Genomic DNA, 19,892 nt, shown 5'->3' on the forward strand with positions numbered 1-19,892 from the left:
GCCACCTTCATGACCAACTGGGTCTATCCCCTGGGCACTGCCGCGGACGGCACCTGGGACGTGTCGATCGGAACCTCCGATTCCGCCCTCACCGTGGACGGCTGGGCCCATACGGGACTGAAGGTTGCTACCCTCGCCGCGGGCGCTGCCGTCGAACTTCCCCCCGCGGACGAGGAACGGATTGTGGTGCCCCTCAACGGATCCTTCACCGTGACCGTGGACGGCGCGGAATACCCGCTGAACGGCCGCACCTCCGTATTCTCCGGTCCCACGGACGTGCTCTACTCCGGCATTGGGCGCGCCGTCAGCATCAGCTCGTCCGACGGCGGCCGCGTCGCCGTTGCCACTGCCCCGGCCAAGGCGTCGTACCCCACCCGGCGGGTGCCCGCGGCGGAAACGCCGGTGGAGCTGCGCGGCGCGGGCAACTGCTCGCGCCAGGTCCACAACTTTGGCACGCCTGCGGCACTGGAAGCCGACCGCTTCATCGTCTGCGAGGTCCTCACGCCGGCCGGAAACTGGTCCTCCTACCCTCCGCACAAGCATGACGAGGAGAAGGACGGCGAGACCTCGCTGGAGGAGATCTACTACTTCGAAACGCAGGTTGCGGCCGGCGGTGCCGCACCCGGCGACGCCGACGCCATCGGCTACCAGCGCGTGTATGCCTCGGACGAGCGGCCGATCGACGTCTCCGCCGAGGTCCGCACGGGTGATGTCGTGCTGGTCCCCTACGGCTGGCACGGCCCGGCCATGGCAGCACCGGGGTACGACCTCTACTACCTGAACGTGATGGCGGGCCCCGGGCCCGTGCGCGAGTGGCTGATCAGCGACGACCCGCACCACGGGTGGGTGCGGCAAACCTGGGACAGCCAGAACATCGATCCCCGGCTCCCGTTCGGCGCATAGGCGTCCTTCCAGCCAGGCCGGGCAGGCCGTGACCCGGAAGCTTGAACCAGCGTTGATGGTGCGCCGCTCCTTCGACCCGTCCGCCTAGCGGCTGACCAGTTCCTCCGCGGCCTGGACCTCATCCCGGTCACCGCCCCGCTGTTCGCTCTTCCTGGCCCCAGCCGCGGCAAACGCCATGACGGCAAGGCCCAGCAGGGTGATCAGCGCGCCGGCCCAGATGGGCGAGGTGTAGCCGAAGCCCGCGGTGATGGTAACCCCGCCAAGCCAGGCACCCAGGGCGTTGCCCACATTGAAGGCACCAATGTTGGCGCCGGACGCCAGCGTGAGGGCACCGGGGGCATACTTCATGACCCGCATCTGCAGGCCGGGCACGGTGGCGAAGCCGAAGCCGCCCATGAGTACCAGGGAGATGACCGTCAGGACAGGATTGGCGGCCGTCAGGGCAAAGGCCAGCAGGACGAGGGTCAGCACCGCGAGCACCACGAGCAGCGTCCGGTCCACATTGCGGTCGGCGGCCTTACCGCCCAGGGTGTTGCCGGCAAAGAGGCCCACACCGAAGACGATGAGCAGCCACGGTACGGTGGAAGCGGCAAATCCTGAGACCTCGGTGAGGGTGTAGGCGATGTAAGTGAACGCACCGAACATGCCGCCGAAGCCCAGAATGGTCACCACAATGGACAGCCATACCTGGCCGGACCGGAAGGCGCGGAGCTCAGAGCGGAGGCTGCCCCCTTCTTCCGTTTCACCGGCCGAAGCGGGGACGAGTGCGAGGATGCCCGCGAGCGCGGCCACGCCAATGACGGTGATGGCCCAGAAGGTGGCGCGCCAGCCTGCGGCCTGGCCCAGCAGGGTTCCGAAGGGCACGCCAAGGACGTTCGCCGCCGTCAGCCCGGTAAACATCAGGGCAATGGCGCCCGCCTTCTTGCTGGGCGGGACCATTCCAGCTGCCACCACGGCCCCAATCCCGAAGAAGGCGCCATGTGAAAGGGCTGCGATGACGCGGCCCAGCATCATGGGCCAGTACCCGCCCGCAGTGGCTGAGAGCAGGTTTCCTGCGATGAACAGGACCAGCAGGGCAGCCAGCACGGGTTTGCGGGGGAAACGGGTGACGGTCGCCGTGAGGCCCAGCGCTCCCACCACAACGGAGAGGGCGTAGCCGGAGATGAACCAGCCGGCGGACGCCTCACCGACGCCAAAGTCGGCTGCCACCTGCGGAAGCAGGCCCGCAATTACGAATTCAGTAAGTCCAATACCAAACCCGCCCAGGGCGAGTGCTATCAGGCCAATAGGCATGGGAATGCTCCTTTGAGCTGTGGGTGTGGTTGTCCCGGAGACGGGAAGGCGCCTAAGATAGTTGCAGGCGCGGTATTTATTGTTGCACATGCAAGTATCCCGCGCAAGCAACTATCTCTGTCGGCCGCAAGGGGTGGCCTCTATCCATCCATGAAGGAGCAAGCGTGGGCATCAAGGACGACGCTGTTGAAGTCCGCGCCCAGGGCTGGCGTACCCTGGCAGCACTGCACGGGCTGATCGAAAACGAACTGGAACGCTCGCTGCAGGCGGAGTCAAAGCTGTCGGTGGTGGAGTACACCGTCCTGGACGCCCTCAGCCGGCAGGACGGGTGGCACATGCGGATGCAGCAGCTGGCCCGTGCCACGGCACTGAGCCCCAGTGCCACCACCCGCCTGGTGAACCGGCTGGAGGACCGCGGGCTGCTGACCAGGATCCTGTGCGACGACGACCGCCGCGGCATCTACACCGAGCTCACCCCCAGCGGAAGCAGCCTGCTGGCGGAGGCACGGCCGGTTCACGACGCCACCCTGGAGCGCGCCCTCGAGGAGGCGACGGCTATTCCGGAGCTGGCACCACTGGTTGATGCCCTGCCACGGCTGCACGCCCGAATGTAAGATTGCCCGCACCAACAGCAACGCCCCGTGAGGATCCTCGCGGGGGCGTTTCGGTGTCCGGACGTGTGGCTGCTCCGGTCAGGGTGCCTGGTCCGGTCAGGGAACGGTGGCCCCGGCGGCCTGCGGCGCGTTGCCGGCGACGTTCTTGAAGTGGTGCTCCAGGTCCTCAAGGCTCTTGTCCTTGGTCTCGGGCACATACTTGGCGGCGAAGGCGATAGCGGCCACGCCCAGGACGGCGAACACGAAGAACGTGTTGGAGATGCCGATGGCGGCCAGCAACTGCGGGAATCCGAACCCGATCAGGAAGTTCACGATCCACAGCAGGAACGCCGACGCGCCCATGCCCAGGCCCCGGATCTTCAACGGAAAGATTTCCGAGAGCATCAGCCAGGTCACCGGGGAGATGGCACCCTGCTGGAACGCCAGGAACGTCACGGTGAGGGCCAGGATGACGAAGCCACGGGCTGTGCCTTCCGGCAGGATCAGCGAGAAGAGGCCGATCAGCAGCAGCGCCGTCGTCGTTCCCACCTGGCCGGTGAGCAGCATCCGGCGCCGGCCCACCTTGCCCAGCAGCCAAATGCCGACGAAGGTAGCCAGGACCGAGATCACACCGTTGGCGATGTTGGCCGTAAGCGCAGCCTCGCGGCCAAAGCCGGACTGCGCCAGGATCTGGGTTCCGTAGTACATGATCGAGTTCACGCCGGTGATCTGCTGGATTACTGCCAGGCCCAGGCCCGCGAAGAAGATCCGGCGGAGCCACGGGATGCCCAGATCCTTCCATGAGCCCATCTTGGACTTGTAGTCCTCCACGGCCATGGCCTTGACTTCCTCGAACTCCTTGCGGGCCTCCGCCTGCGACCGTATGCGCTGCAGCACGCTGAGCGTCTCGCCGAAGCTGCCGCTGGAGGCCAGCCAGCGCGGGCTCTCGGGCATGAAGTTCGTCCCGATCCAGAGCGCGATGGCCGGCAAAGTGGCGATGACCAGCATCCAGCGCCAGATCCCAAGGGGCTCCCCAAAAGAATTGCCCAGGTAGGCGTTGAAGACGAAGGCCAGCAGTTGGCCGGTGACGATCATCAGCTCGTTCTGGGTGACGATCCGCCCGCGGCGGTCGCTCGGCGACACCTCGGCAAGGTAGACCGGGACAGTCACGGAGGCGCCGCCCACGGCCAGGCCCAGGACGAACCTGGCCGCGATCATCACCTCGGTGTTCGGCGAAAAAGTGCAGGCAAGCGTGCCGGCGAGGAAGAGGACCGCCAGCACCATGATCATCTTCCGGCGCCCGTTGCGGTCCGCCAGCCGGCCACCGAACAGGGCACCGAAGGCTGCGCCAAACAGCAGGGACGACGTGACCAGGCCCTCGGTGAGCGGCGTCAGCCCGAGGTCCTCCTGCATATACGGCAGCGCACCATTGATCACACCTGTGTCGTAGCCGAAGAGCAGGCCGCCAAAGGTGGAGATGATGATGACGGTGCGCAGGACCCGCTTGTGGTTTCCGGGCCGGCCGGCCGTTTCCTTCCCAGGAACAGGCGCACTCACAGGCTTACCTTCTGGACGTACTGCTTCATGGCTTCCGGGCCGGGTTGCCCGGCTGTTTGGTGAAGTACCGCAGCCCGTACGACGCATGGTGGTCAAGAGTGAATTTCACATAAACAGTCCATTGTGGATGAGTCAGGACAGGGACGCAAAAGGGGACGGACGGCTCCGCCCCCTTTCCGGTCCTACTTGTAGAGGTCGGGCTTGGCCGCCAGCTTCACGGCGACCTTTTCGCCGTTCTTTTGCGCTTCAACACCTGCTTCGCAGCACGCGGCGGTGGCGTACCCGTCCCAAGCGGAGGGGCCGCCTATTTCGCCCTTAAGCGCCGCGTCCACCCACGACTGGATCTCGACGTCGTACGCCGGACCGAAGCGCTCCTCGAAGCCGGGGGTGACGTGGCCGCCCCAGCGGCCGGAGCTGCGGGTGTAAGGTCCCCTGTCGCCGCCGATGCTGACGATGCCGTCCTCGAAGGAGGCCTGGGTGGCCACCTCGTAGCCGAACTTGGCGTTGACGTAGATTTCGACGTCGGCCAGGACGCCGGACTCGGTCTCGATCAGGACGTGCTGGGGATCGTGCTGCCCGTTCGGGGCGTTCCGGGTGGGCTTGCCCAGGCGTACCTGGACGCTGGTGATTTCCTCGCCGGTGAAGAACCGGATGGCGTCGAATTCGTGGACCACGGAGTCGTTGATGAGCATCTCGTTCGTGAAGCCGGCGGGGGTGCTCGGGTTACGGTGCTGGTGGTGCAGCATCAGCAGTTCGCCCAGTTCGTGGTTGCGGATGATCGAGCCCAGCGTGGCGTATTCAGCGTCGAAGCGGCGCATAAAGCCCACCTGGATGCGTTTGTGGCCCAGCGCCACCTCGGCCTCGACGATCTTCCAGGAGGATTCGGCGTCGGGAGTGAGCGGCTTTTCGCAGAGGATGGGGATGTCCTTGGCAAGGGCCTTGAGCAGGATGTCCTCGTGCAGGAAGCCCGGGGTGGCGATCAGGACGGCGTTGACGTCGCCGTTGTTCAGGGCCTCCTCGGCATCCGCCAGGGCCACGGCGCCCGGGATTCCTTCAGTGGCGGCCTGGGCGCGGGCGAGGTCGACGTCCACGACGGCGGCAACGTCGGCTCCGTGGATGCGCTTGCTGAGGCGCTGGATGTGGTCGGTGCCCATGCGGCCTGCGCCGATGACGGCAACGCGGAGGGTTCCAGTCATTGTTCTGTCCTTTGTGGTCTCAGTGGCGGGGGTTAGCTGACGGCGGTGCGGGAGCCGCAGGACAGCAGGTAGTTGCGGGTGCGCTTGGCGATCGGCATGGGAACGTCGAAAGCCACCGGGTACATGTCCTGCTCCACGATGCCGAAGATGGGCCGATCCAGGGCCTCCACGGCTTCGACGACCGCGCGGAGGTCCGGCAGGCCGTTGGGCGGTTCGGTCATAACGCCGGCCAGGTTGGCTGCTGCCCAGGTCATGTTTTCCTCGTTGACCTTCCTGAGGATCTCCGGGTTGACCTGCTTCAGGTGCAGGTAGCCGATCCGGTCCGGGTAGTTCTTGATCAGGTCCAGGCTGGAGGCGCCACAGTATTCCGCGTGTCCGGTGTCCAGGCAGAGGTTCAGGTACTGCGGGTCGGTGGCGGCCAGCAACGTTTCGATGTCCGCCTGCGCACCCACGTGGGAGTCGGCGTGGGAGTGGAACTGCTGCTTCAGCCCGAAGTCCTCCAGCAGGGTCTTGCCCAGGCGGTTATGGCCGGCGAACAGGTCGCTCCATGCCTTTTCGCCCAGCGTGCCGCTTTCCACGGCTTCGCCGGTGACGTCGTCGCGCCACATCGCCGGGATGACCACGATGTGCTCGCCGCCCATGGCAGCGGTCAGCTCAGCCGCTTTGCGGGCCGGCTCCCAGGCGGTTTCCCACTGGTCCAGGCCCCGGTGGAAGGCGGTAAACACGGTGCCGGCGCTGACCTTCAGGTCCCGCTGCTTGAGTTCTTCCGCCAGGCGGGTGGGGTCGGTGGGCAGGTAGCCGTACGGTCCCAGTTCGATCCACTTATAGCCGGACTCGGCCACCTCGTCGAGGAAGCGTTCCCAGGGGGTCTGCTTGGGGTCGTCCGCGAACCACACGCCCCAGGAGTCCGGCGCCGTGCCGATGATCAGCTTGTTCTCTACGTCAGTCATTGCCTGTTCCTTTGAATCGATTGCTCCGCAGTTGTCGTTTTGGTCGTTCAAAACGACAGGTACGGAGCAATCGATGGGTTGTAGATCGGTGTCAGTTGGAGGGGAAGTTGTAGGAGGCGCCTGAGGCGTGGTGGGTTTCGGGCCAGCGGGAGGTGACGACCTTGCCGCGGGTGTAGAAGGAGACGCCTTCGGGGCCGTAGATGTGCTTGTCGCCGAACAGGGATGCTTTCCAGCCGCCGAAGGAGTGGTAGGCCACGGGGACGGGCAGGGGGACGTTGATGCCGATCATGCCCACGGTCACGGAGCGCTGGAATGTGCGGGCGGCGGCGCCGGAGGAGGTGAAGATGGCGGTGCCGTTGCCGTAGGGGTTGGCGTTGATGAGCTTGATGCCGTCTTCGAGGGTGTCGACGCGGACGACGACGAGGACGGGTCCGAAGATTTCTTCCGTGTAGGCGGTCATTTCGGTCTTCACGTGGTCGAGCACGGTCGGGCCGACCCAGAAGCCGTTTTCGTGGCCGGGAACGACGAGGTCGCGGCCGTCCACCACCATGGCGGCGCCGGCAGCTTCGGCTTCGGTGACGATCCTGACGATGCGTTCCTTGGAGGCCGGGGTGATGACCGGTCCCATTTCGGCGTCGGGGGCGGTGCCGTTGTTGACCTTGACGGCTTCGGCGCGATCCTGGACTTTCGCGACCAGGGCGTCGGCGGCGTCTCCGACGGCGACGGCGACGGAGATCGCCATGCAGCGTTCGCCGGCGGATCCGAACGCGGCGGCGGCGAGGTGGTCGGCGGCGTTGTCCAGGTCGGCGTCGGGCAGGATGATGGCATGGTTCTTCGCCCCGCCCAGGGCCTGGACGCGTTTGCCGTGCTTGGTGGCGGTCTCGTGGACGTACTGCGCGATCGGGGTGGAGCCGACGAAGGAGATGCCGTCCACGTCCGGGTGGGTCAGGAGACCGTCGACGGTTTCCTTGTCGCCGTGCAGTACCTGGAACACACCGTCCGGCAGGCCGGCTTCCTTCCACAGCTTGGCCAGGAGCAGTGAGGCGGAGGGGTCGCGTTCGGAGGGTTTGAGGATGAACGCGTTGCCGGTGGCGATGGCCATCGGCGCCATCCACAGCGGCACCATCACGGGGAAGTTGAACGGGGTGATGCCCGCAACGACGCCGAGCGGCTCGCGGAAGGAGAAGACGTCGATGCCGGTGGAGACCTGGTCGGAGTAGTCGCCCTTGAGCAGGGTGGGGATGCCGCAGGCGTATTCCACTACTTCCAGGCCGCGGCCGATCTCGCCCTTGGCGTCGGAGAGGACCTTGCCGTGTTCGGCCGTCACCAGCTGCGCGAGGTCGTCCACGTGGGCGGCGACGAGTTCTCGGAACTTGAACAGCACGGCGGTGCGCTTGGCCAGGGAAATGTCGCCCCAGGTATCGGCGGCCTTGCGGGCGGCGGCGACGGCGGTTTCCAGGTCGGCACGGTTAGCCAGGCGCAGTTCGCCGGACACGGCACCGGTGGCCGGGTTGTACACGTTCGCGGTGCGGTCACCCGCGCCAGGAGTCTCGGCTCCGTTGAGAAAGTGGTTGATGACAGTCGTCTCAGTGGTGATGGCAGTCATGGGACTCTTCCTTGAGTAGTGAAAAAGTGTGGTTAGCCGAGCAGTTTGCGCTGGCGTGACTTGTGGTCGACGTACGTCTGGAAGGCCTGCCTGGTGGATTCCAGTTCGGAAACCTGGGAGACTGGGACGTCCCACCAGGACTCGGAGGACGGGGCGTCCAGGAGCGGATCGGACTCGACGTGGATCAGGATCGGACCTGTGCCCTCGGGGGCGGCCTTGGCGTCGCGGATGGCCTGCTCGAGTTCGGCGATGACCTTCTCCCCGGGTTCGATCCGGATGACCTTCACGCCGAGGGACTGGGCGTTCAGTGCCAGGTCCACGGGCAGGGTCTCGCCGTCGTCGAAGCTGTGCTGTTCCTCGTCCAGCGCCCGGTACTTCGTGCCGAAGCGCTGCGAACCGACGGATTCAGACAAGGAGCCGATGGAGGCGTAGCCGTGGTTCTGGATCAGGACCACGATCAGCTTGATGCGTTCGGCGACGGCGGTGACCAGTTCGGTGTGCATCATGAGGTAGGAGCCGTCCCCCACCATCACGACGACGTCCCGCACCTGTCCGCCTGACGCGCCGGCCGCCGTCGTGCTTTTCGCTTCGGCGATCGCTGCGCGCTTGACGCCCAGGCCCCCGGGGATTTCGTAGCCCATGCAGGAGTAGGCGTACTCCACGTGGTAGCCGAACGGGTCGCGGACCCGCCACATCTTGTGCAGGTCCCCGGGCAGCGAACCCGCCGCGCAGATGACGACGTCGCGGGCGTCCATGGCCCGGTTGGTGGCGCCGATGATCTCGTTCTGCGCCGGCAGCGGGGTGTAGCGGGTGTCGAAGGCCTCGTCCACGGTGGCGTTCCAGCGCTTCTTCTCCGCCGCGACCTTCTGCTCCAGGTCCGCGCCTACACGGTAACCGCCCAGGGCTGCGTTGAGCTTGACCAGGGCCTTGCGGGCGTCGGCGACGATCGGCAGCGCTGTGCCGTGCTTGTAGGCGTCGATCGGGGACACGTTGATGTTCACGAACTTCACGTCCGGGTTCTGGAACGCGGTCCGGGACGCGGTGGTGAAGTCCTCGTAGCGGGTGCCGATGCCGATGATCAGGTCCGCCCCGGCAGCGATGGCGTTGGCCGCCGTCGTGCCAGTGGAGCCAATGGCCCCCAAGGAGAACTCGTGATCCCAGGGGAGCACGCCGACGCCGGCCTGGGTGTTGCCCACCGGGATGCCGGTCATCTCGGCGAACTTCGCGAGTTCGTCGTTGGCGTAGGCGTAGAGGACGCCGCCGCCGGCGATGATGAGCGGACGCTTCGCGGCGCGGATGGCCGCGGCGGCGCGGGCGATGTCGTCGTCGTCAGCGTCGGGGCGGCGGATCCGCCACTCGCGTTCGGCCAGGAACTCGGCGGGGACGTCGAACGCTTCGGCTTGGACGTCCTGCGGCAGGGAGATGGTCACCGCGCCGGTCTCGGCGGGGTCGGTGAGGACGCGCAGGCCGTTGTGGAACGCGGAGAACAACTGCTCCGGCCGGTTCACGCGGTCAAAGAACTTGGACAACGGCCGGAACGCGTCGTTGACGGTGACGTCGTAGGCGTAGGGCTGCTCCAGCTGCTGCAGCACGGGGTCGGCGGCGCGGGTAGCGAATGTATCGCTCGGCAGCAGCAGCACGGGCAGCCGGTTGGTGGTGGCCAGTGCCGCGCCGGTCAGCAGGTTCGACGAACCCGGCCCAATGGAGGTGCTGACCGCGTAGGTCTGGCGGCGACGGGTGTGCCGGGCGTACCCGACGGCCTGGTGGACCTGGGCCTGTTCGTTCCGGCCCTGGTAGTACGGCATCAGGGCGGGGTCCTGCTGCTGATACTGCTTCAGCGCCTGGCCCACGCCGGCCACGTTGCCGTGCCCGAAGATCCCGAAGGTGCCGGGAATGAGCCGCTCACGGTAGTCAACGCCGCCCACCGTGTCCACGGTGTACTGCCGGGAGAGGTATTCGACGACGGCCTGCGCCACCGTCATTCTGCGTGTTCCTGTTGTTGTGGCCATGGCTAGTTCTCCAGGAGTTCTGTGGTGTGGTGCAGGAGCGAAGCTGCCGCGGCGACGGCGCCGGCGACGTCCCCGTCTGCGGGGTAGAGCAGGGTCCGGCCCACCGTGAGGCCCTGCACGCCGGGCAGGGCCAGCGCGGCACCCCAGGTGGCGAAGACCTCGTCCTGGGACCCGTCCGGGTCACCGCCCAACAGGACGGTCGGCATGGTGGTGGCAGCCATGACCCGTTCCATCTCCGCGACGACCGGCAGCTTCATCCAGGTGTAAGCGCTGGTGGAACCCAGGCCCTCGGCGATCGCGATGGACTTGATCACGGCGTTGGGAGACAGGTCGTTGCGGACCCGCCCGTTCTCACGGACCGACAGGAACGGCTCCACCATCGCGATCAGCTTCCGTTCGGCCAGGGAGTCGATGGAACGTGCCGTGGCCTCCAGGGTGGCAACCGTGTCCGGGTCGCCCAGGCAGATCCGGGTCAGCATCTTCCCGCCATCCGCGCCCAAGGCCTCCAAAGCGGCGGCAGTGTGGCCCGTGAACCGGTCATCGAACTCGTTGACCAACCCGGCCAGGCCGCCGCGGTTCATGGAACCGAACAGGAGCTTGCCGTCCAGGGCACCCAGCAGGAGCAGGTCATCCATGATGTCCGGGGAGGCCAGCACACCATCAACGGCAGGGTTCGCCAACGCGATCTGGAGGCGGTCCAGCAACTGCCGGCGGTCCGCCATCGCCACAGGATCGGAACCGACAGCCAGGGCGCCGCGGGCCGGGTGGTCAGCGGCGACAATGAAGTTCTGCCGGCCTGCCTTCAGGCCCGGGTGGCGGCGGCGTGCCTTCGCGGCGCGAGCCACCGCGCCTGGATCTTCGAGACGGATGATGCTCAGGTGCTCATAGCGGCGCGGGTCATCATCCACGGCATTGTTCGATGCTAGGGGTGTGAGGGTCACAGTGCTGCTCCTTCGGTGGCAAGCTGAACGGTGCCGGGGACGGCGCGGCCGCGTTCGGCCAGCAGCGAGGTGACCTCGTCCGGCGTCGGCATCGCATCGGCGCAGGAGAGGCGGGAGGCTACGATGGCACCGGCGGCGTTCGCGTAGTCCAGGACCTGGGCCAGCGGCCAGCCGGACAACAGACCGTGGCAGAACGCGCCGCCAAAGGAATCGCCGGCACCCAGTCCGTTCAGGGTTTCCACCGGCACGGGCGCGGAAACCACGCGCTCCGTACGGGTCTTCGCCATCACGCCCTCCGGACCGAGCTTGACGACGGCGATTTCCACACCGGCCGCCAGCAACCGGTCCGCCTGCTCATCCGGCGTTCCCTCACCGACGGCGACGGCGCATTCCTTGTCATTGCCGATGGCGACCGTGACGTGCGGCAGGATCTTGGCGACCTCGGCACGGGCCTCTTCCTCGGAGGCCCAGAACATGGGGCGGTAGTCCAGGTCCAGGACGGTGAACTGTCCCTCGGCAAGTTCGGTCCGGGGACGGGCCTCGTGCGCGGCGATGTGGGCGGACCGGGACGGTTCCTGGGACAGGCCGGTCACCGTGGACCAGAAAATCCCCGCCTTCCGGATGGCGTCCAGGTCCAGCTCTTCGGCCTTGATCTGCAGGTCCGGAGCGGTGGGAAACCGGCCGTAGAAGTACAGCGGGAACTCATCGGTGGCCGGCTTGATCGCACAAAACGTCGCCGGCGTCTGCAGGCCGGCGACCGGCGTCACGAACGAATCGTCCACATTGAACCTGCGCAGTTCGCGATGCAGGTACGCACCGAAGGGATCATCCCCAGTCCGGGTGATGACCCCGGTCCGGCGGCCGTGGCGGGCAGCGGCAACGGCAACGTTGGACGGCGAACCACCCAGGTATTTGCCGAAGGAATTAACGTCCTCCAGGCCAACCCCGATGTCGTTCGGGTAAATATCAACGCTGATGCGCCCGATCGTAAGAAGCTCGTGGATCACGGGAATCGCGGACCTTTCTGGTGTGGAACTTTTGCCCCTTGACGGGATGGAGTTCCGGGACTGGCAGGCCGTGGTGTGGGCCACACGCACTACTTTGCCTTAGAACAAATGTCCCGTCAAACGTTTGTACTGACATATTTACAACTGGGGCGAAGTTCCCGCCCATGGCTTCATGGGCGGGCGCCCCCGCGCTACTTCTTGGGAACAGCCAGTTCGCCTGTCACGTATTGGGCGCGGCCGAAGCCGAACGACCAGTCGCCAGCCGTATTTTCGACATAGCCAATGAAGACGTCCTCGCCAGCCACCCCCAGGGCAGCAAGCCTGTCGGCCACTGCGGCAAAGAGTTTCTGCTTGGCTTCCTGGGTACGCCCCTCCTGCGTGAAGATCTGGATCATCACTACTCCCCGGCTGCGATCAAAGCCGAGTCCCGCGTCCTGGGCGAAAATCCGTCCCTGCGGGTGCTCGGTGAGGATATGGAAGTAGTCGCGTTCCGGAATTCCATATTCGGCGAGGATGGCGTCATGGATTCCGCGGCTCAGCTGCTGCAGTTCCAAGGACGTGCGTCCTTCGTTGACATCAATGCGGACCAGCGGCATGAAAGTTTCTCCCTCAACTAGTTTGTCCTGACATAATAACAAATAAGACTTCAGGGGCGACAAGACCCCTTGAAAGGGAACAGCAGTGGGGTTACGCTTAATCAATCAATAAGTTGATAAACAAGAAAGTTGATTAGGGACTCGACATGACTGATAACGCGGAGCTGGACTCAGCGTTCCTGGCCTTGGCCGACCCAGTCCGCCGCAGCATCATCGCCCGCTTGAGCCGCGGCCCGGCCACGGTCAATGAGTTGGCGGAACCCTTCGAGATTTCCAAGCAGGCAGTCTCGAAGCACATCCAGGTACTCGAGCAGGCGCAGCTGGTGACCCGCAGCAGGGATGCCCAGCGCAGGCCCGTCCACCTGAACCCCGCACGGCTGGAGGCGCTCACTGCCTGGATTGACCAGTACCGGTTGGTCCGCGAGGAGCAGTTCCGCAGCCTCGATGCCGTGCTTGAATCCAGCGCCGGGCAAACGGCGCCAACGGCAAAGGAAGACAAATGAGCAATCCACTGACGATCACCGCGCCTGAGGGACTTCCCTACATCGACTTCGAGCGGGAGTTCGACTATCCGGTGTCGGACGTATTCCGCGCCCACAAGGACCCCGAATTGGTGGCCCAATGGCTGGGACCGCGGGGCATGAAAATGGAGATGGATTTCTACGATTTCCGCACCGGCGGGAGCTACCGGTACATCCACACCGGCCCCGACGGGGTGCCGTACGAGTTCCGGGGAATCTTCCACACCGTGCGCGAGAACGAGTTTGCCCTGCAGACTTTCGAGTTTGGCGGCTATCCGGATTCGGTCAGCCTGGAGTCCATGACCTTTGAGGAGCTCGACGGCGGCCGGTGCCGGTTGCGGGGCCACGCCATGTACCAGAGCATGGAGGCGCGGGACGGCATGCTGCACTCAGGCATGGAAGGCGGCATGTCCGAAGGCTACGAGCGGCTGGATGAACTCCTGGCGGGCGCGTCGGCCTGACGCAGGAGGAGGGCTTCGTCCAGTACGCGGCCCAGGTTCGTGGCGTCGTGGGCAAAGCGGCCCAGGAAGAGCCCGTCCGCAGCCGGCAGTTGGGGAAGCAGCTCCGGCCCCGCGCTGCCGCCGTAGATGAGGGGGCAGTCCGGACCCAGCTCGGCACGGATCTGCGCCAGGACGGCGTTGACATGCTTCGGCGGGGCCGGCTCCTGCGCCCCGATGGCCCACACCGGTTCGTAGGCCAGGACCAGGCGGCGCAGCAAGCCAGAGTCGCCGCCGGTTGCAGCACGGACCTGCTCCACGCAAAAGGCGGCGGCTGCTCCGGCGTCGATCCTCTCCGGCTCCCCAATGCAGAGCAGCGGGGTGAGGGATTGCCCGACGGCGGCACGCACCTTGCGTGCCACCACGGCGTCGTCCTCACCGAAGAGTTTGCGCCTTTCGGCATGGCCTATCTCGACGAGTGAGACGCCGAGTTCGGCCAGCATCCCGGGGCTGACTTCCCCGGTCAGCGGCCCGTCCCCCCACGCGCAGTTCTGCGCGCCGAGGAGTACCGGCGAGCCGGCCAGGATGCGGGCGGCAGGCTCGAGGACCGGGAAGGACGGGATGACGAAGACCCGGATGGGAGAATCCTGGACGCCGGAGCCCGTACCCAGTCCCGGCCTGTCATCGACAATGGAACGCACCTCCGACAGCCAGCGCAGGCTCGCCTGGTACCCCATGTACATCTTCGTGCTGACACCGATGTAGAGGGGTCCGTTGCCTGTGCTGCTGCCGGAGGTGCTCATGGTTTCCTTGCCTGGATGGGGGACGGCTCAGTCGAGCAGGTCGTCGGCCTTGTTCTTGAACCGCTTGGTGGCGTACATCATTGCGGCGGCCACGAATGGCAGGACACCCAGCGCGTAGACACCCATGGAGCCGGTGGGCGATTGGGTTGCCTCGTTGACGGCGGTCCGGAGGATCGGCGCCACGAAGCCGCCCAGGTTACCCAGCGAGTTGATCAGGCCGATGCCGGCTGCGGCGGCTGAACCGGCGAGGAACGCTGTGGGATAGGACCACACCACCGGTCCGACGGCCAGGAAGCTGCAGACAGCCAGGGTTATGAAGATCATGCCCAGGAACGGCTGGTGGTTTGTGCCCGCCCAGGCCGAGCCGAAGATGCACAGGCCTGTGGAGATGAACAGGATGGTGCCGAACTTGCGGCGCTTGGCCACCGTGTCCGCGGCCTTGCCGATGAAGTAGCAGGCGAAGATGCCGAAGAACCACGGCACGGCGATCAGCAGGCCGACGGCGAGCCCCACCTTCTGTCCGGTCAGCGACGATACCTGCTGCGGCAGGAAGAACGTCACGCCGTAGACGGCGATCTGCAGGCAGAAGTAGATCAGGGTGAAGTACCAGACGCGGCCGTTGCGCAGGGCCGCGAGGATGCCGCGCGGGCCGTGCTCGTCCTTGACGGTGTCCTCCAGCGCCATGACTTCCTTCAGCGCGTATTTCTCGTCTTTGCTGAGGAACTTGGCCTTCTCCGGGCCATTGATCAGGAAGAAGAACGCCGCAATGCCTGCCAGCACGGCCAGCATGCCTTCGACGAAGAACATGACCTGCCACCCGCGCAGGCCGGGCACCTGGTCACCGATGTTAATCAGCCAACCGGAGAGCGGGTTGCCAATCATCTGGGAGAAGGGCTGGGCCAGGTAGAAGATGGCGAACATCTGCACGCGGACCTTGTTGGGGAACCACTCTGCGAGGTACATGATCACGCCGGGGAACAGGCCGGCTTCGGTCACGCCCAGCAGGAACCGAAGGACCACGAACGAGGTCTCACCCTGGACGAAGGCGAAGCACGCGGAGACGATGCCCCAGGTGATGGCAATCCGGGCCAGCCAGATCTTGGCGCCCACCTTCTTGAGGAGCAGGTTGCTGGGGATTTCAAAGATGGCGTAGCCGATGAAGAAGATGCCTGCGCCCAGGGCGAAGGCTGCGGCGGACACTCCCTTGTCCGTTCCCAGGGCCGCCTCGGCAAAGCCGACGTTGGTGCGGTCAAGGAACGAAACGACGTAGAGGATGACCAGCATCGGCATGAGCCGGCGGGCCGCCTTGTAAATCGCGGACTTCAGGACCGGACGGGCCAGAAGCTCCTTGGATGTTGCGGTGGTTTCTGACACAACACTCTCCTTCGAGTGGTGACGTTGGTGGTGCCCCGCAGGCCGGCGGCCGGCGGGTTTTGGATGGCGCCTGCTTTCCTGACAGCGGAAGGCGGGTGCCGTTAGTGCATGTACAGGCCGCCGTCGACGTTCAGCGTCTGGCCGGAGATGTAGCCGGCGTCCTCGCCGATAAGGAAGGAAATGGCCGCCGCGACATCCCGGGTGGTGCCCACGCGGTTCACCACGAGGTCCTTCACCAGCTCATCCTTGCGTTCCTCGCTGAGGGTGCCGCCCATGATGTCCGTATCGATCGGGCCCGGCGAGATGGCGTTGACGGTGATGTCGTACTCGCCCAGTTCGCGGGCGGTGGCACGGGTCAGGCCGATGACGCCCGCCTTCGCCACGGAGTACGGGGTTTTGCTGAAGGTTCCGCCGCCGCGCTGCGCCGAGACCGAGGAGATGTTGACGATCCTGCCGAGCCGGTTCTTCGCCATGGACTCGGCGGCCCGGCGGGTGGCGTAGTGGACGCCGTTCATGTTGATGTTGACCACGCGGTCCCACTCCGCCCCGTCGAGTTCCAGGTAGGGAACCGGAGAACTGACCCCCGCGATGTTCGCGAGCGCCACCAGCTGGGGCAGTTCGGCCTCAATTTCGTCGATGGCGGCGCGGACGGACGCCTCGTCACCGATGTTGGCCCCGGCGCCGTGGGCTTTGACGCCGTGCTTTTCGGCCAGTTCCCTGGCGAGATTCTTGCTGGCCGCGTCATCGAGGTCGATCACGCCGACGTTCCAGCCGCGCTCGGCAAGGTAGTCGGCGGTGGCACGGCCGATGCCGCGTTCGGAGACGGCACCGGTAACGATGACGGTGCGGTCTGCGGGAAATGCTGTCATGAAGTGTTCCTTTGTATGGAGGGTCGGCGCGCTGCAGTCCAAAAAGCTCAGGACAGCGGGGCCGGGCCCAGTTCCTCGATGAGCTTCTGCATGGCCACGTACGCCTTGTTCCGGTAGGCCACCAGGGCTGCGGTACGGTCGGCGGGGACGTCGAGGAAGCCGGAGCCGGTCTTGGTGCCAAGCTGGCCGGCGTCGACCTTTTCCTGGAGGATCTTCGGGGTGGCGAACCGCTCCGGGAAGCCGGTCTGCAGCGACTTGTAGCAGAAGGCGTACACGTCCAGGCCGGCCATGTCGGCGATGGCGAAGGGGCCGAAGAAGGGCAGGCGGAAGCCGAAGGTGGTGCGGACCAGGGTGTCCACGTCTTCGGCGCTGGCGATGCCTTCCTCCACCACCTGGGCAGCTTCGTGGAAGAGGGCGTACTGGAGCCGGTTCAGCACGAAGCCGGTGACGTCCTTGACGGTGGCGGTTTCCTTGCCGGTCTCCCCCACGATGGTGCGGGCGGCCTGGACGGTTGCCTCGGAGGTCCCTTCATGCGGGATGACTTCTACGCCGGGGATGAACGGGGCCGGGTTGGAGAAGTGGACGCCCAGGAAGCGCTCCGGGTTTTCCACTACCTCGGCCAGCTTGGCGATGGAGATGGTGGAGGTGTTGGAGCCGATGATGGCGTCAGGCCGGGCGGCCGCGCTGATCCGGCCCAGGGTGGCGTGCTTGATCTCGAGGACTTCCGGCACGGCCTCCTCGATGTACTCGGCGTCCGCCACTGCTTCTTCGATGTCCTTGGCGGCCCAGAGGTTTTCCTTGAGCAGGTCCGTGGCGTTGGCCGGGAAGAGGCCTGCCGCGACGAACTCGTCGGATTCCTTCAGCAGCCGTTCGTAGTTGCCCTGGGCGATTTCGGCAGAGACGTCCGCCAGAGCCACACGGGCTCCGGCGAGTGCCAGGACCTGGGCGATTCCGCCGCCCATGTAACCGGAGCCGACGACGGCGATGTTGCGGGTGCTCATTTGGTTTCAAGTCCTTCCGACGCGCCCTCATAGGAGCAGATGGCGTCTACTTTGGCCGCGGATGCGGAGTTTTCATCGAAGCGGTAGTTGAGCCATTCGCCCACCAGCTTCTTGGCAAGTTCCAGGCCGATGACGCGCTGGCCCATGGTCAGCACCTGTGCGTTGTTGGACAGCACCGAGCGTTCCACCGAGTAGCTGTCGTGCGCGGTAACGGCCCGGATGCCCGGGACCTTGTTGGCTGAAATGGCGACGCCCAGCCCGGTTCCGCAGATCAGCAGGGCGCGGTCCGCTTCGCCGGCGGCCACCTTGCGGGCCGCGGCGACTGCCAGGTGGGGGTAGGCCGTGGCGTCGTCGGCGCCGACTCCCACGTCCTCCACCGAGGCAACGCGGGGGTCCGCCTCCAGCAGTTCACGCAGGGCGTTCTTGTATTCCACGCCGGCTTCGTCGTTGCCGACGACGATGCGCCAGCCCGGCTGGGATTGCTCAGTCATGAGGGTTCTCCTTTAGTGGCTTTCGATGGTGGCGGCGTAGTCGGCTACCCTGCGGGCGATAAGGCCGAAGGAGACGGCGCCGGGATCCGGGTGGCCCAGGCTCTTCTCTGCCAGAGGACGGGCGCGCCCCTTCTTCGGGCTGAGCGCGGCAGTCGCGTCAGCGGCCTCTGCCGCCGCCTCCGCTGCCGCACGAAGGCTGCCGGCCAGGCTGCCGCCGTCGTCAAGTGCCTTGGCGAAGGTGTCAGCGAAGGGAAGCAGCGCGTCCACCATGGTCTTGTCTCCGGCTTCGGCCTTGCCCAGGGTGACAATGGCGTCGCGAAGGGCGTTGACAGCCGCCGCTGCGTCTGCCGATGTGTAGGAATCCTTGCTGCCCAAGGTCCTCCCGACGGCGGTGACGGCCGCACCCCAGAGGGCACCGGAAGTACCGCCGGCACGTTCGGCCCATTGCTCCCCCGCCGCCGCGAGGAGTTCCTCAAGGCCGGCGCCGGCAGCGTGCGACTTTTCCGCGGCGGCAACGGCGGCGTCCACACCGCGGCGCATGCCGATGCCGTGGTCCCCGTCCCCGGCAATGGCGTCCAGCTTCCCGAGTGCCTCCTCATGTTCGACGACGACTGCCTGGGCTTCCTTCAGCGCGCCCACCGCGGTGGCGGCAAGGGCTGTCGAGGCGGCGGTCGCGTCGAGGGCGGGCGCGGTTGCTTCCTCCGCCAGGGACGCCACGGACCGTGCCTTGCGGGGCGCCAGGTTGCCTTTGCGGAAAGCGGGCGTGTCAGCCGGGGCGGACCAGAACTTCTCCAACTCATCGTCCAGCCAGAACAGCGTCAGGGACAGGCCGGACATGTCCAGGCTCGTGACCAGCTCACCGCACTCGGGTTCCACGATTTTGAGTCCGGCCGCAGTCAACAGGGCCTCGATCCTCCCGAACAGCAGGAACAGCTCGTCATATTTGACCGTGCCGAGGCCGTTGAGGATCGGCACAACGCGGGTGCCTGAGTTTTCCGGCTTGTCCTTCAGCAGCCCGTCCACCAGCAGCTTGGCAAGCTCGCTGGCGGTGGGCAGCGGCTGCTCCGAGATGCCCGGTTCGCCGTGGATGCCAAGCCCCACGGACATCATGCCTTCGGGCACCGTGAACAGCGGCTCGCCGGCTCCCGGCAGGGTGCAGCCGGCGAAAGCCACGCCGAGTGAGCGGGTGTGGTGGTTGGCCTTGACGGCGAGGCGCTCCACCTCGTCAAGGTCCAGCCCGGCCTCCGCTGCCGCCCCGGCCACCTTGAAGACCGTGAGGTCACCGGCGATGCCGCGGCGCTTGCCGATTTCGCCGGGCGGAGCGCTGGCGATGTCATCGGTGACCAGGACCGTGCGGGTTTCGATGCCCTCGGCGTTCAGCTTTTCCTGGGCCTGCCCGAAGTGCAGGACATCACCGGCATAGTTGCCGTAGCTGAGCAGGACCCCACCACCGGTTTGGGATGCCTTGGCCACCCGGTACACCTGGCCTGCGGAGGGGGAAGCGAACATGTTGCCGCAGGCACTTCCGGCAGCGAGCCCGGCCCCCACCAGGCCGGCGAAGGCCGGGTAGTGGCCGGAGCCGCCGCCGATGACCACCGCCACCTGCCCTGCGGGTGATTCGGTGGAGCGGACCACACCGCCGTCAACGCGGGCAACGTACTGGCGGTTGGCGGCGACGAAGCCGTCGAGGGCGTCGTCTGCGAACTGCGCTGGATCGTCAAATATCTTTGTCATGATTCCTCGTT

The 19,892-nt window shown here is 66.1% G+C and carries 19 protein-coding genes; 4 read left to right on the plus strand and 15 right to left on the minus strand.

Going from position 1 to position 19,892, the window contains the following annotated elements:
* Positions 1-9: 9 nt before the first annotated feature.
* A complete protein-coding gene (gene iolB, locus AB0313_RS13300) occupies positions 10-903 on the plus strand; it encodes a 5-deoxy-glucuronate isomerase (protein ID WP_366306035.1) in 894 nt (297 codons plus the stop codon).
* An 84-nt stretch (positions 904-987) separates the two neighbouring features.
* Here the strand turns inward: iolB and AB0313_RS13305 are convergent, their stop codons facing one another.
* Complete coding sequence (locus tag AB0313_RS13305; RefSeq protein ID WP_366306037.1) at positions 988-2,196, minus strand: MFS transporter; 1,209 nt, start codon at positions 2,194-2,196, stop codon at positions 988-990.
* A 164-nt stretch (positions 2,197-2,360) separates the two neighbouring features.
* Here AB0313_RS13305 and AB0313_RS13310 point away from each other — a divergent pair, with 164 nt between their 5' ends.
* A complete protein-coding gene (locus tag AB0313_RS13310) occupies positions 2,361-2,810 on the plus strand; it encodes a MarR family transcriptional regulator (protein WP_141943417.1) in 450 nt (149 codons plus the stop codon).
* A gap of 96 nt (positions 2,811-2,906) precedes the next feature.
* On the opposite strand, the gene AB0313_RS13315 is transcribed toward AB0313_RS13310, so the two are convergent.
* The 8 genes from AB0313_RS13315 to AB0313_RS13350 all read right to left on the minus strand — a co-directional run bounded on the left by AB0313_RS13315 (position 2,907) and on the right by AB0313_RS13350 (position 12,651).
* Positions 2,907-4,346 carry a sugar porter family MFS transporter gene (locus AB0313_RS13315; protein WP_366306039.1) on the minus strand — a complete coding sequence of 480 codons (1,440 nt, stop codon included), beginning with the start codon at positions 4,344-4,346 and terminating at the stop codon, positions 2,907-2,909.
* A gap of 182 nt (positions 4,347-4,528) precedes the next feature.
* Positions 4,529-5,542 (minus strand): Gfo/Idh/MocA family oxidoreductase, encoded by a 1,014-nt coding sequence (locus AB0313_RS13320; RefSeq protein WP_366306041.1) that lies wholly within the window; start codon positions 5,540-5,542, stop codon positions 4,529-4,531.
* Positions 5,543-5,574: 32 nt separating this feature from the next.
* Positions 5,575-6,492: a sugar phosphate isomerase/epimerase gene (locus tag AB0313_RS13325; protein ID WP_366306043.1), complete on the minus strand. Its 918-nt coding sequence runs from the start codon at positions 6,490-6,492 to the stop codon at positions 5,575-5,577.
* A gap of 91 nt (positions 6,493-6,583) precedes the next feature.
* Positions 6,584-8,098 (minus strand): CoA-acylating methylmalonate-semialdehyde dehydrogenase, encoded by a 1,515-nt coding sequence (locus AB0313_RS13330; RefSeq protein WP_366306045.1) that lies wholly within the window; start codon positions 8,096-8,098, stop codon positions 6,584-6,586.
* 32 nt (positions 8,099-8,130) lie between these two features.
* Positions 8,131-10,080, minus strand: a complete 1,950-nt coding sequence (gene iolD, locus AB0313_RS13335) for a 3D-(3,5/4)-trihydroxycyclohexane-1,2-dione acylhydrolase (decyclizing) (protein ID WP_366306103.1) — start codon at positions 10,078-10,080, stop codon at positions 8,131-8,133.
* A gap of 29 nt (positions 10,081-10,109) precedes the next feature.
* Positions 10,110-11,048 (minus strand): deoxyribose-phosphate aldolase, encoded by a 939-nt coding sequence (locus tag AB0313_RS13340; protein ID WP_307310148.1) that lies wholly within the window; start codon positions 11,046-11,048, stop codon positions 10,110-10,112.
* Positions 11,045-12,055 (minus strand): 5-dehydro-2-deoxygluconokinase, encoded by a 1,011-nt coding sequence (gene iolC, locus AB0313_RS13345; RefSeq protein WP_141943430.1) that lies wholly within the window; start codon positions 12,053-12,055, stop codon positions 11,045-11,047. Before iolC ends, AB0313_RS13340 begins: the two co-directional genes overlap by 4 nt.
* Before the next feature lie 191 nt (positions 12,056-12,246).
* Positions 12,247-12,651, minus strand: a complete 405-nt coding sequence (locus AB0313_RS13350) for a tautomerase family protein (protein ID WP_141943432.1) — start codon at positions 12,649-12,651, stop codon at positions 12,247-12,249.
* Positions 12,652-12,797: 146 nt separating this feature from the next.
* Here AB0313_RS13350 and AB0313_RS13355 point away from each other — a divergent pair, with 146 nt between their 5' ends.
* Together AB0313_RS13355 and AB0313_RS13360 are read left to right on the plus strand one after the other, a co-directional pair.
* Positions 12,798-13,154: a metalloregulator ArsR/SmtB family transcription factor gene (locus tag AB0313_RS13355; protein ID WP_366306048.1), complete on the plus strand. Its 357-nt coding sequence runs from the start codon at positions 12,798-12,800 to the stop codon at positions 13,152-13,154.
* A complete protein-coding gene (locus AB0313_RS13360) occupies positions 13,151-13,633 on the plus strand; it encodes an SRPBCC family protein (protein ID WP_366306050.1) in 483 nt (160 codons plus the stop codon). The genes AB0313_RS13355 and AB0313_RS13360 overlap by 4 nt, the downstream gene beginning before the upstream one ends.
* Here the strand turns inward: AB0313_RS13360 and AB0313_RS13365 are convergent.
* From AB0313_RS13365 to AB0313_RS13390, 6 genes are all read right to left on the minus strand, one after another.
* Positions 13,591-14,412 carry a triose-phosphate isomerase family protein gene (locus AB0313_RS13365; RefSeq protein WP_366306052.1) on the minus strand — a complete coding sequence of 274 codons (822 nt, stop codon included), beginning with the start codon at positions 14,410-14,412 and terminating at the stop codon, positions 13,591-13,593. The two genes, AB0313_RS13360 and AB0313_RS13365, sit on opposite strands and share 43 nt — an antisense overlap.
* 27 nt (positions 14,413-14,439) lie before the next feature.
* Positions 14,440-15,786, minus strand: a complete 1,347-nt coding sequence (locus AB0313_RS13370; protein ID WP_307310164.1) for an MFS transporter — start codon at positions 15,784-15,786, stop codon at positions 14,440-14,442.
* A gap of 101 nt (positions 15,787-15,887) precedes the next feature.
* Positions 15,888-16,655, minus strand: a complete 768-nt coding sequence (locus tag AB0313_RS13375) for an SDR family NAD(P)-dependent oxidoreductase (protein WP_366306054.1) — start codon at positions 16,653-16,655, stop codon at positions 15,888-15,890.
* Positions 16,656-16,702: 47 nt separating this feature from the next.
* Positions 16,703-17,656, minus strand: a complete 954-nt coding sequence (locus AB0313_RS13380) for a 3-hydroxyacyl-CoA dehydrogenase family protein (RefSeq protein ID WP_366306055.1) — start codon at positions 17,654-17,656, stop codon at positions 16,703-16,705.
* The gene (locus AB0313_RS13385) at positions 17,653-18,147 is read right to left on the minus strand and encodes a ribose-5-phosphate isomerase (RefSeq protein ID WP_366306057.1); all 495 of its coding nucleotides are present in this window, start codon (positions 18,145-18,147) and stop codon (positions 17,653-17,655) included. Before AB0313_RS13385 ends, AB0313_RS13380 begins: the two co-directional genes overlap by 4 nt.
* A 12-nt stretch (positions 18,148-18,159) precedes the next feature.
* On the minus strand, positions 18,160-19,881 hold the full coding sequence (locus AB0313_RS13390; RefSeq protein WP_366306059.1) for a dihydroxyacetone kinase family protein: 1,722 nt from the start codon (positions 19,879-19,881) through the stop codon (positions 18,160-18,162).
* Positions 19,882-19,892 lie beyond the last annotated feature (11 nt).

Origin of the sequence: Pseudarthrobacter sp. NPDC080039, from assembly GCF_040702335.1 — a bacterium.
Classification (GTDB): Bacteria; Actinomycetota; Actinomycetes; order Actinomycetales; family Micrococcaceae; genus Arthrobacter; species Arthrobacter enclensis_A.

Excerpts from the sequence above, each read along its gene's own strand:
- iolB (WP_366306035.1), top strand. The coding sequence starts at position 10 with ATGACCAACTGGGTCTATCCCCTGGGCACTGCCGCGGACGGCACCTGG.
- AB0313_RS13305 (WP_366306037.1), bottom strand. The coding sequence starts at position 2,196 with ATGCCTATTGGCCTGATAGCACTCGCCCTGGGCGGGTTTGGTATTGGA.
- AB0313_RS13320 (WP_366306041.1), bottom strand. The coding sequence starts at position 5,542 with ATGACTGGAACCCTCCGCGTTGCCGTCATCGGCGCAGGCCGCATGGGC.
- AB0313_RS13325 (WP_366306043.1), bottom strand. The coding sequence starts at position 6,492 with ATGACTGACGTAGAGAACAAGCTGATCATCGGCACGGCGCCGGACTCC.
- AB0313_RS13330 (WP_366306045.1), bottom strand. The coding sequence starts at position 8,098 with ATGACTGCCATCACCACTGAGACGACTGTCATCAACCACTTTCTCAAC.
- iolD (WP_366306103.1), bottom strand. The coding sequence starts at position 10,080 with ATGACGGTGGCGCAGGCCGTCGTCGAATACCTCTCCCGGCAGTACACC.
- AB0313_RS13350 (WP_141943432.1), bottom strand. The coding sequence starts at position 12,651 with ATGCCGCTGGTCCGCATTGATGTCAACGAAGGACGCACGTCCTTGGAA.
- AB0313_RS13355 (WP_366306048.1), top strand. The coding sequence starts at position 12,798 with ATGACTGATAACGCGGAGCTGGACTCAGCGTTCCTGGCCTTGGCCGAC.
- AB0313_RS13360 (WP_366306050.1), top strand. The coding sequence starts at position 13,151 with ATGAGCAATCCACTGACGATCACCGCGCCTGAGGGACTTCCCTACATC.
- AB0313_RS13365 (WP_366306052.1), bottom strand. The coding sequence starts at position 14,412 with ATGAGCACCTCCGGCAGCAGCACAGGCAACGGACCCCTCTACATCGGT.
- AB0313_RS13375 (WP_366306054.1), bottom strand. The coding sequence starts at position 16,655 with ATGACAGCATTTCCCGCAGACCGCACCGTCATCGTTACCGGTGCCGTC.
- AB0313_RS13380 (WP_366306055.1), bottom strand. The coding sequence starts at position 17,656 with ATGAGCACCCGCAACATCGCCGTCGTCGGCTCCGGTTACATGGGCGGC.
- AB0313_RS13385 (WP_366306057.1), bottom strand. The coding sequence starts at position 18,147 with ATGACTGAGCAATCCCAGCCGGGCTGGCGCATCGTCGTCGGCAACGAC.
- AB0313_RS13390 (WP_366306059.1), bottom strand. The coding sequence starts at position 19,881 with ATGACAAAGATATTTGACGATCCAGCGCAGTTCGCAGACGACGCCCTC.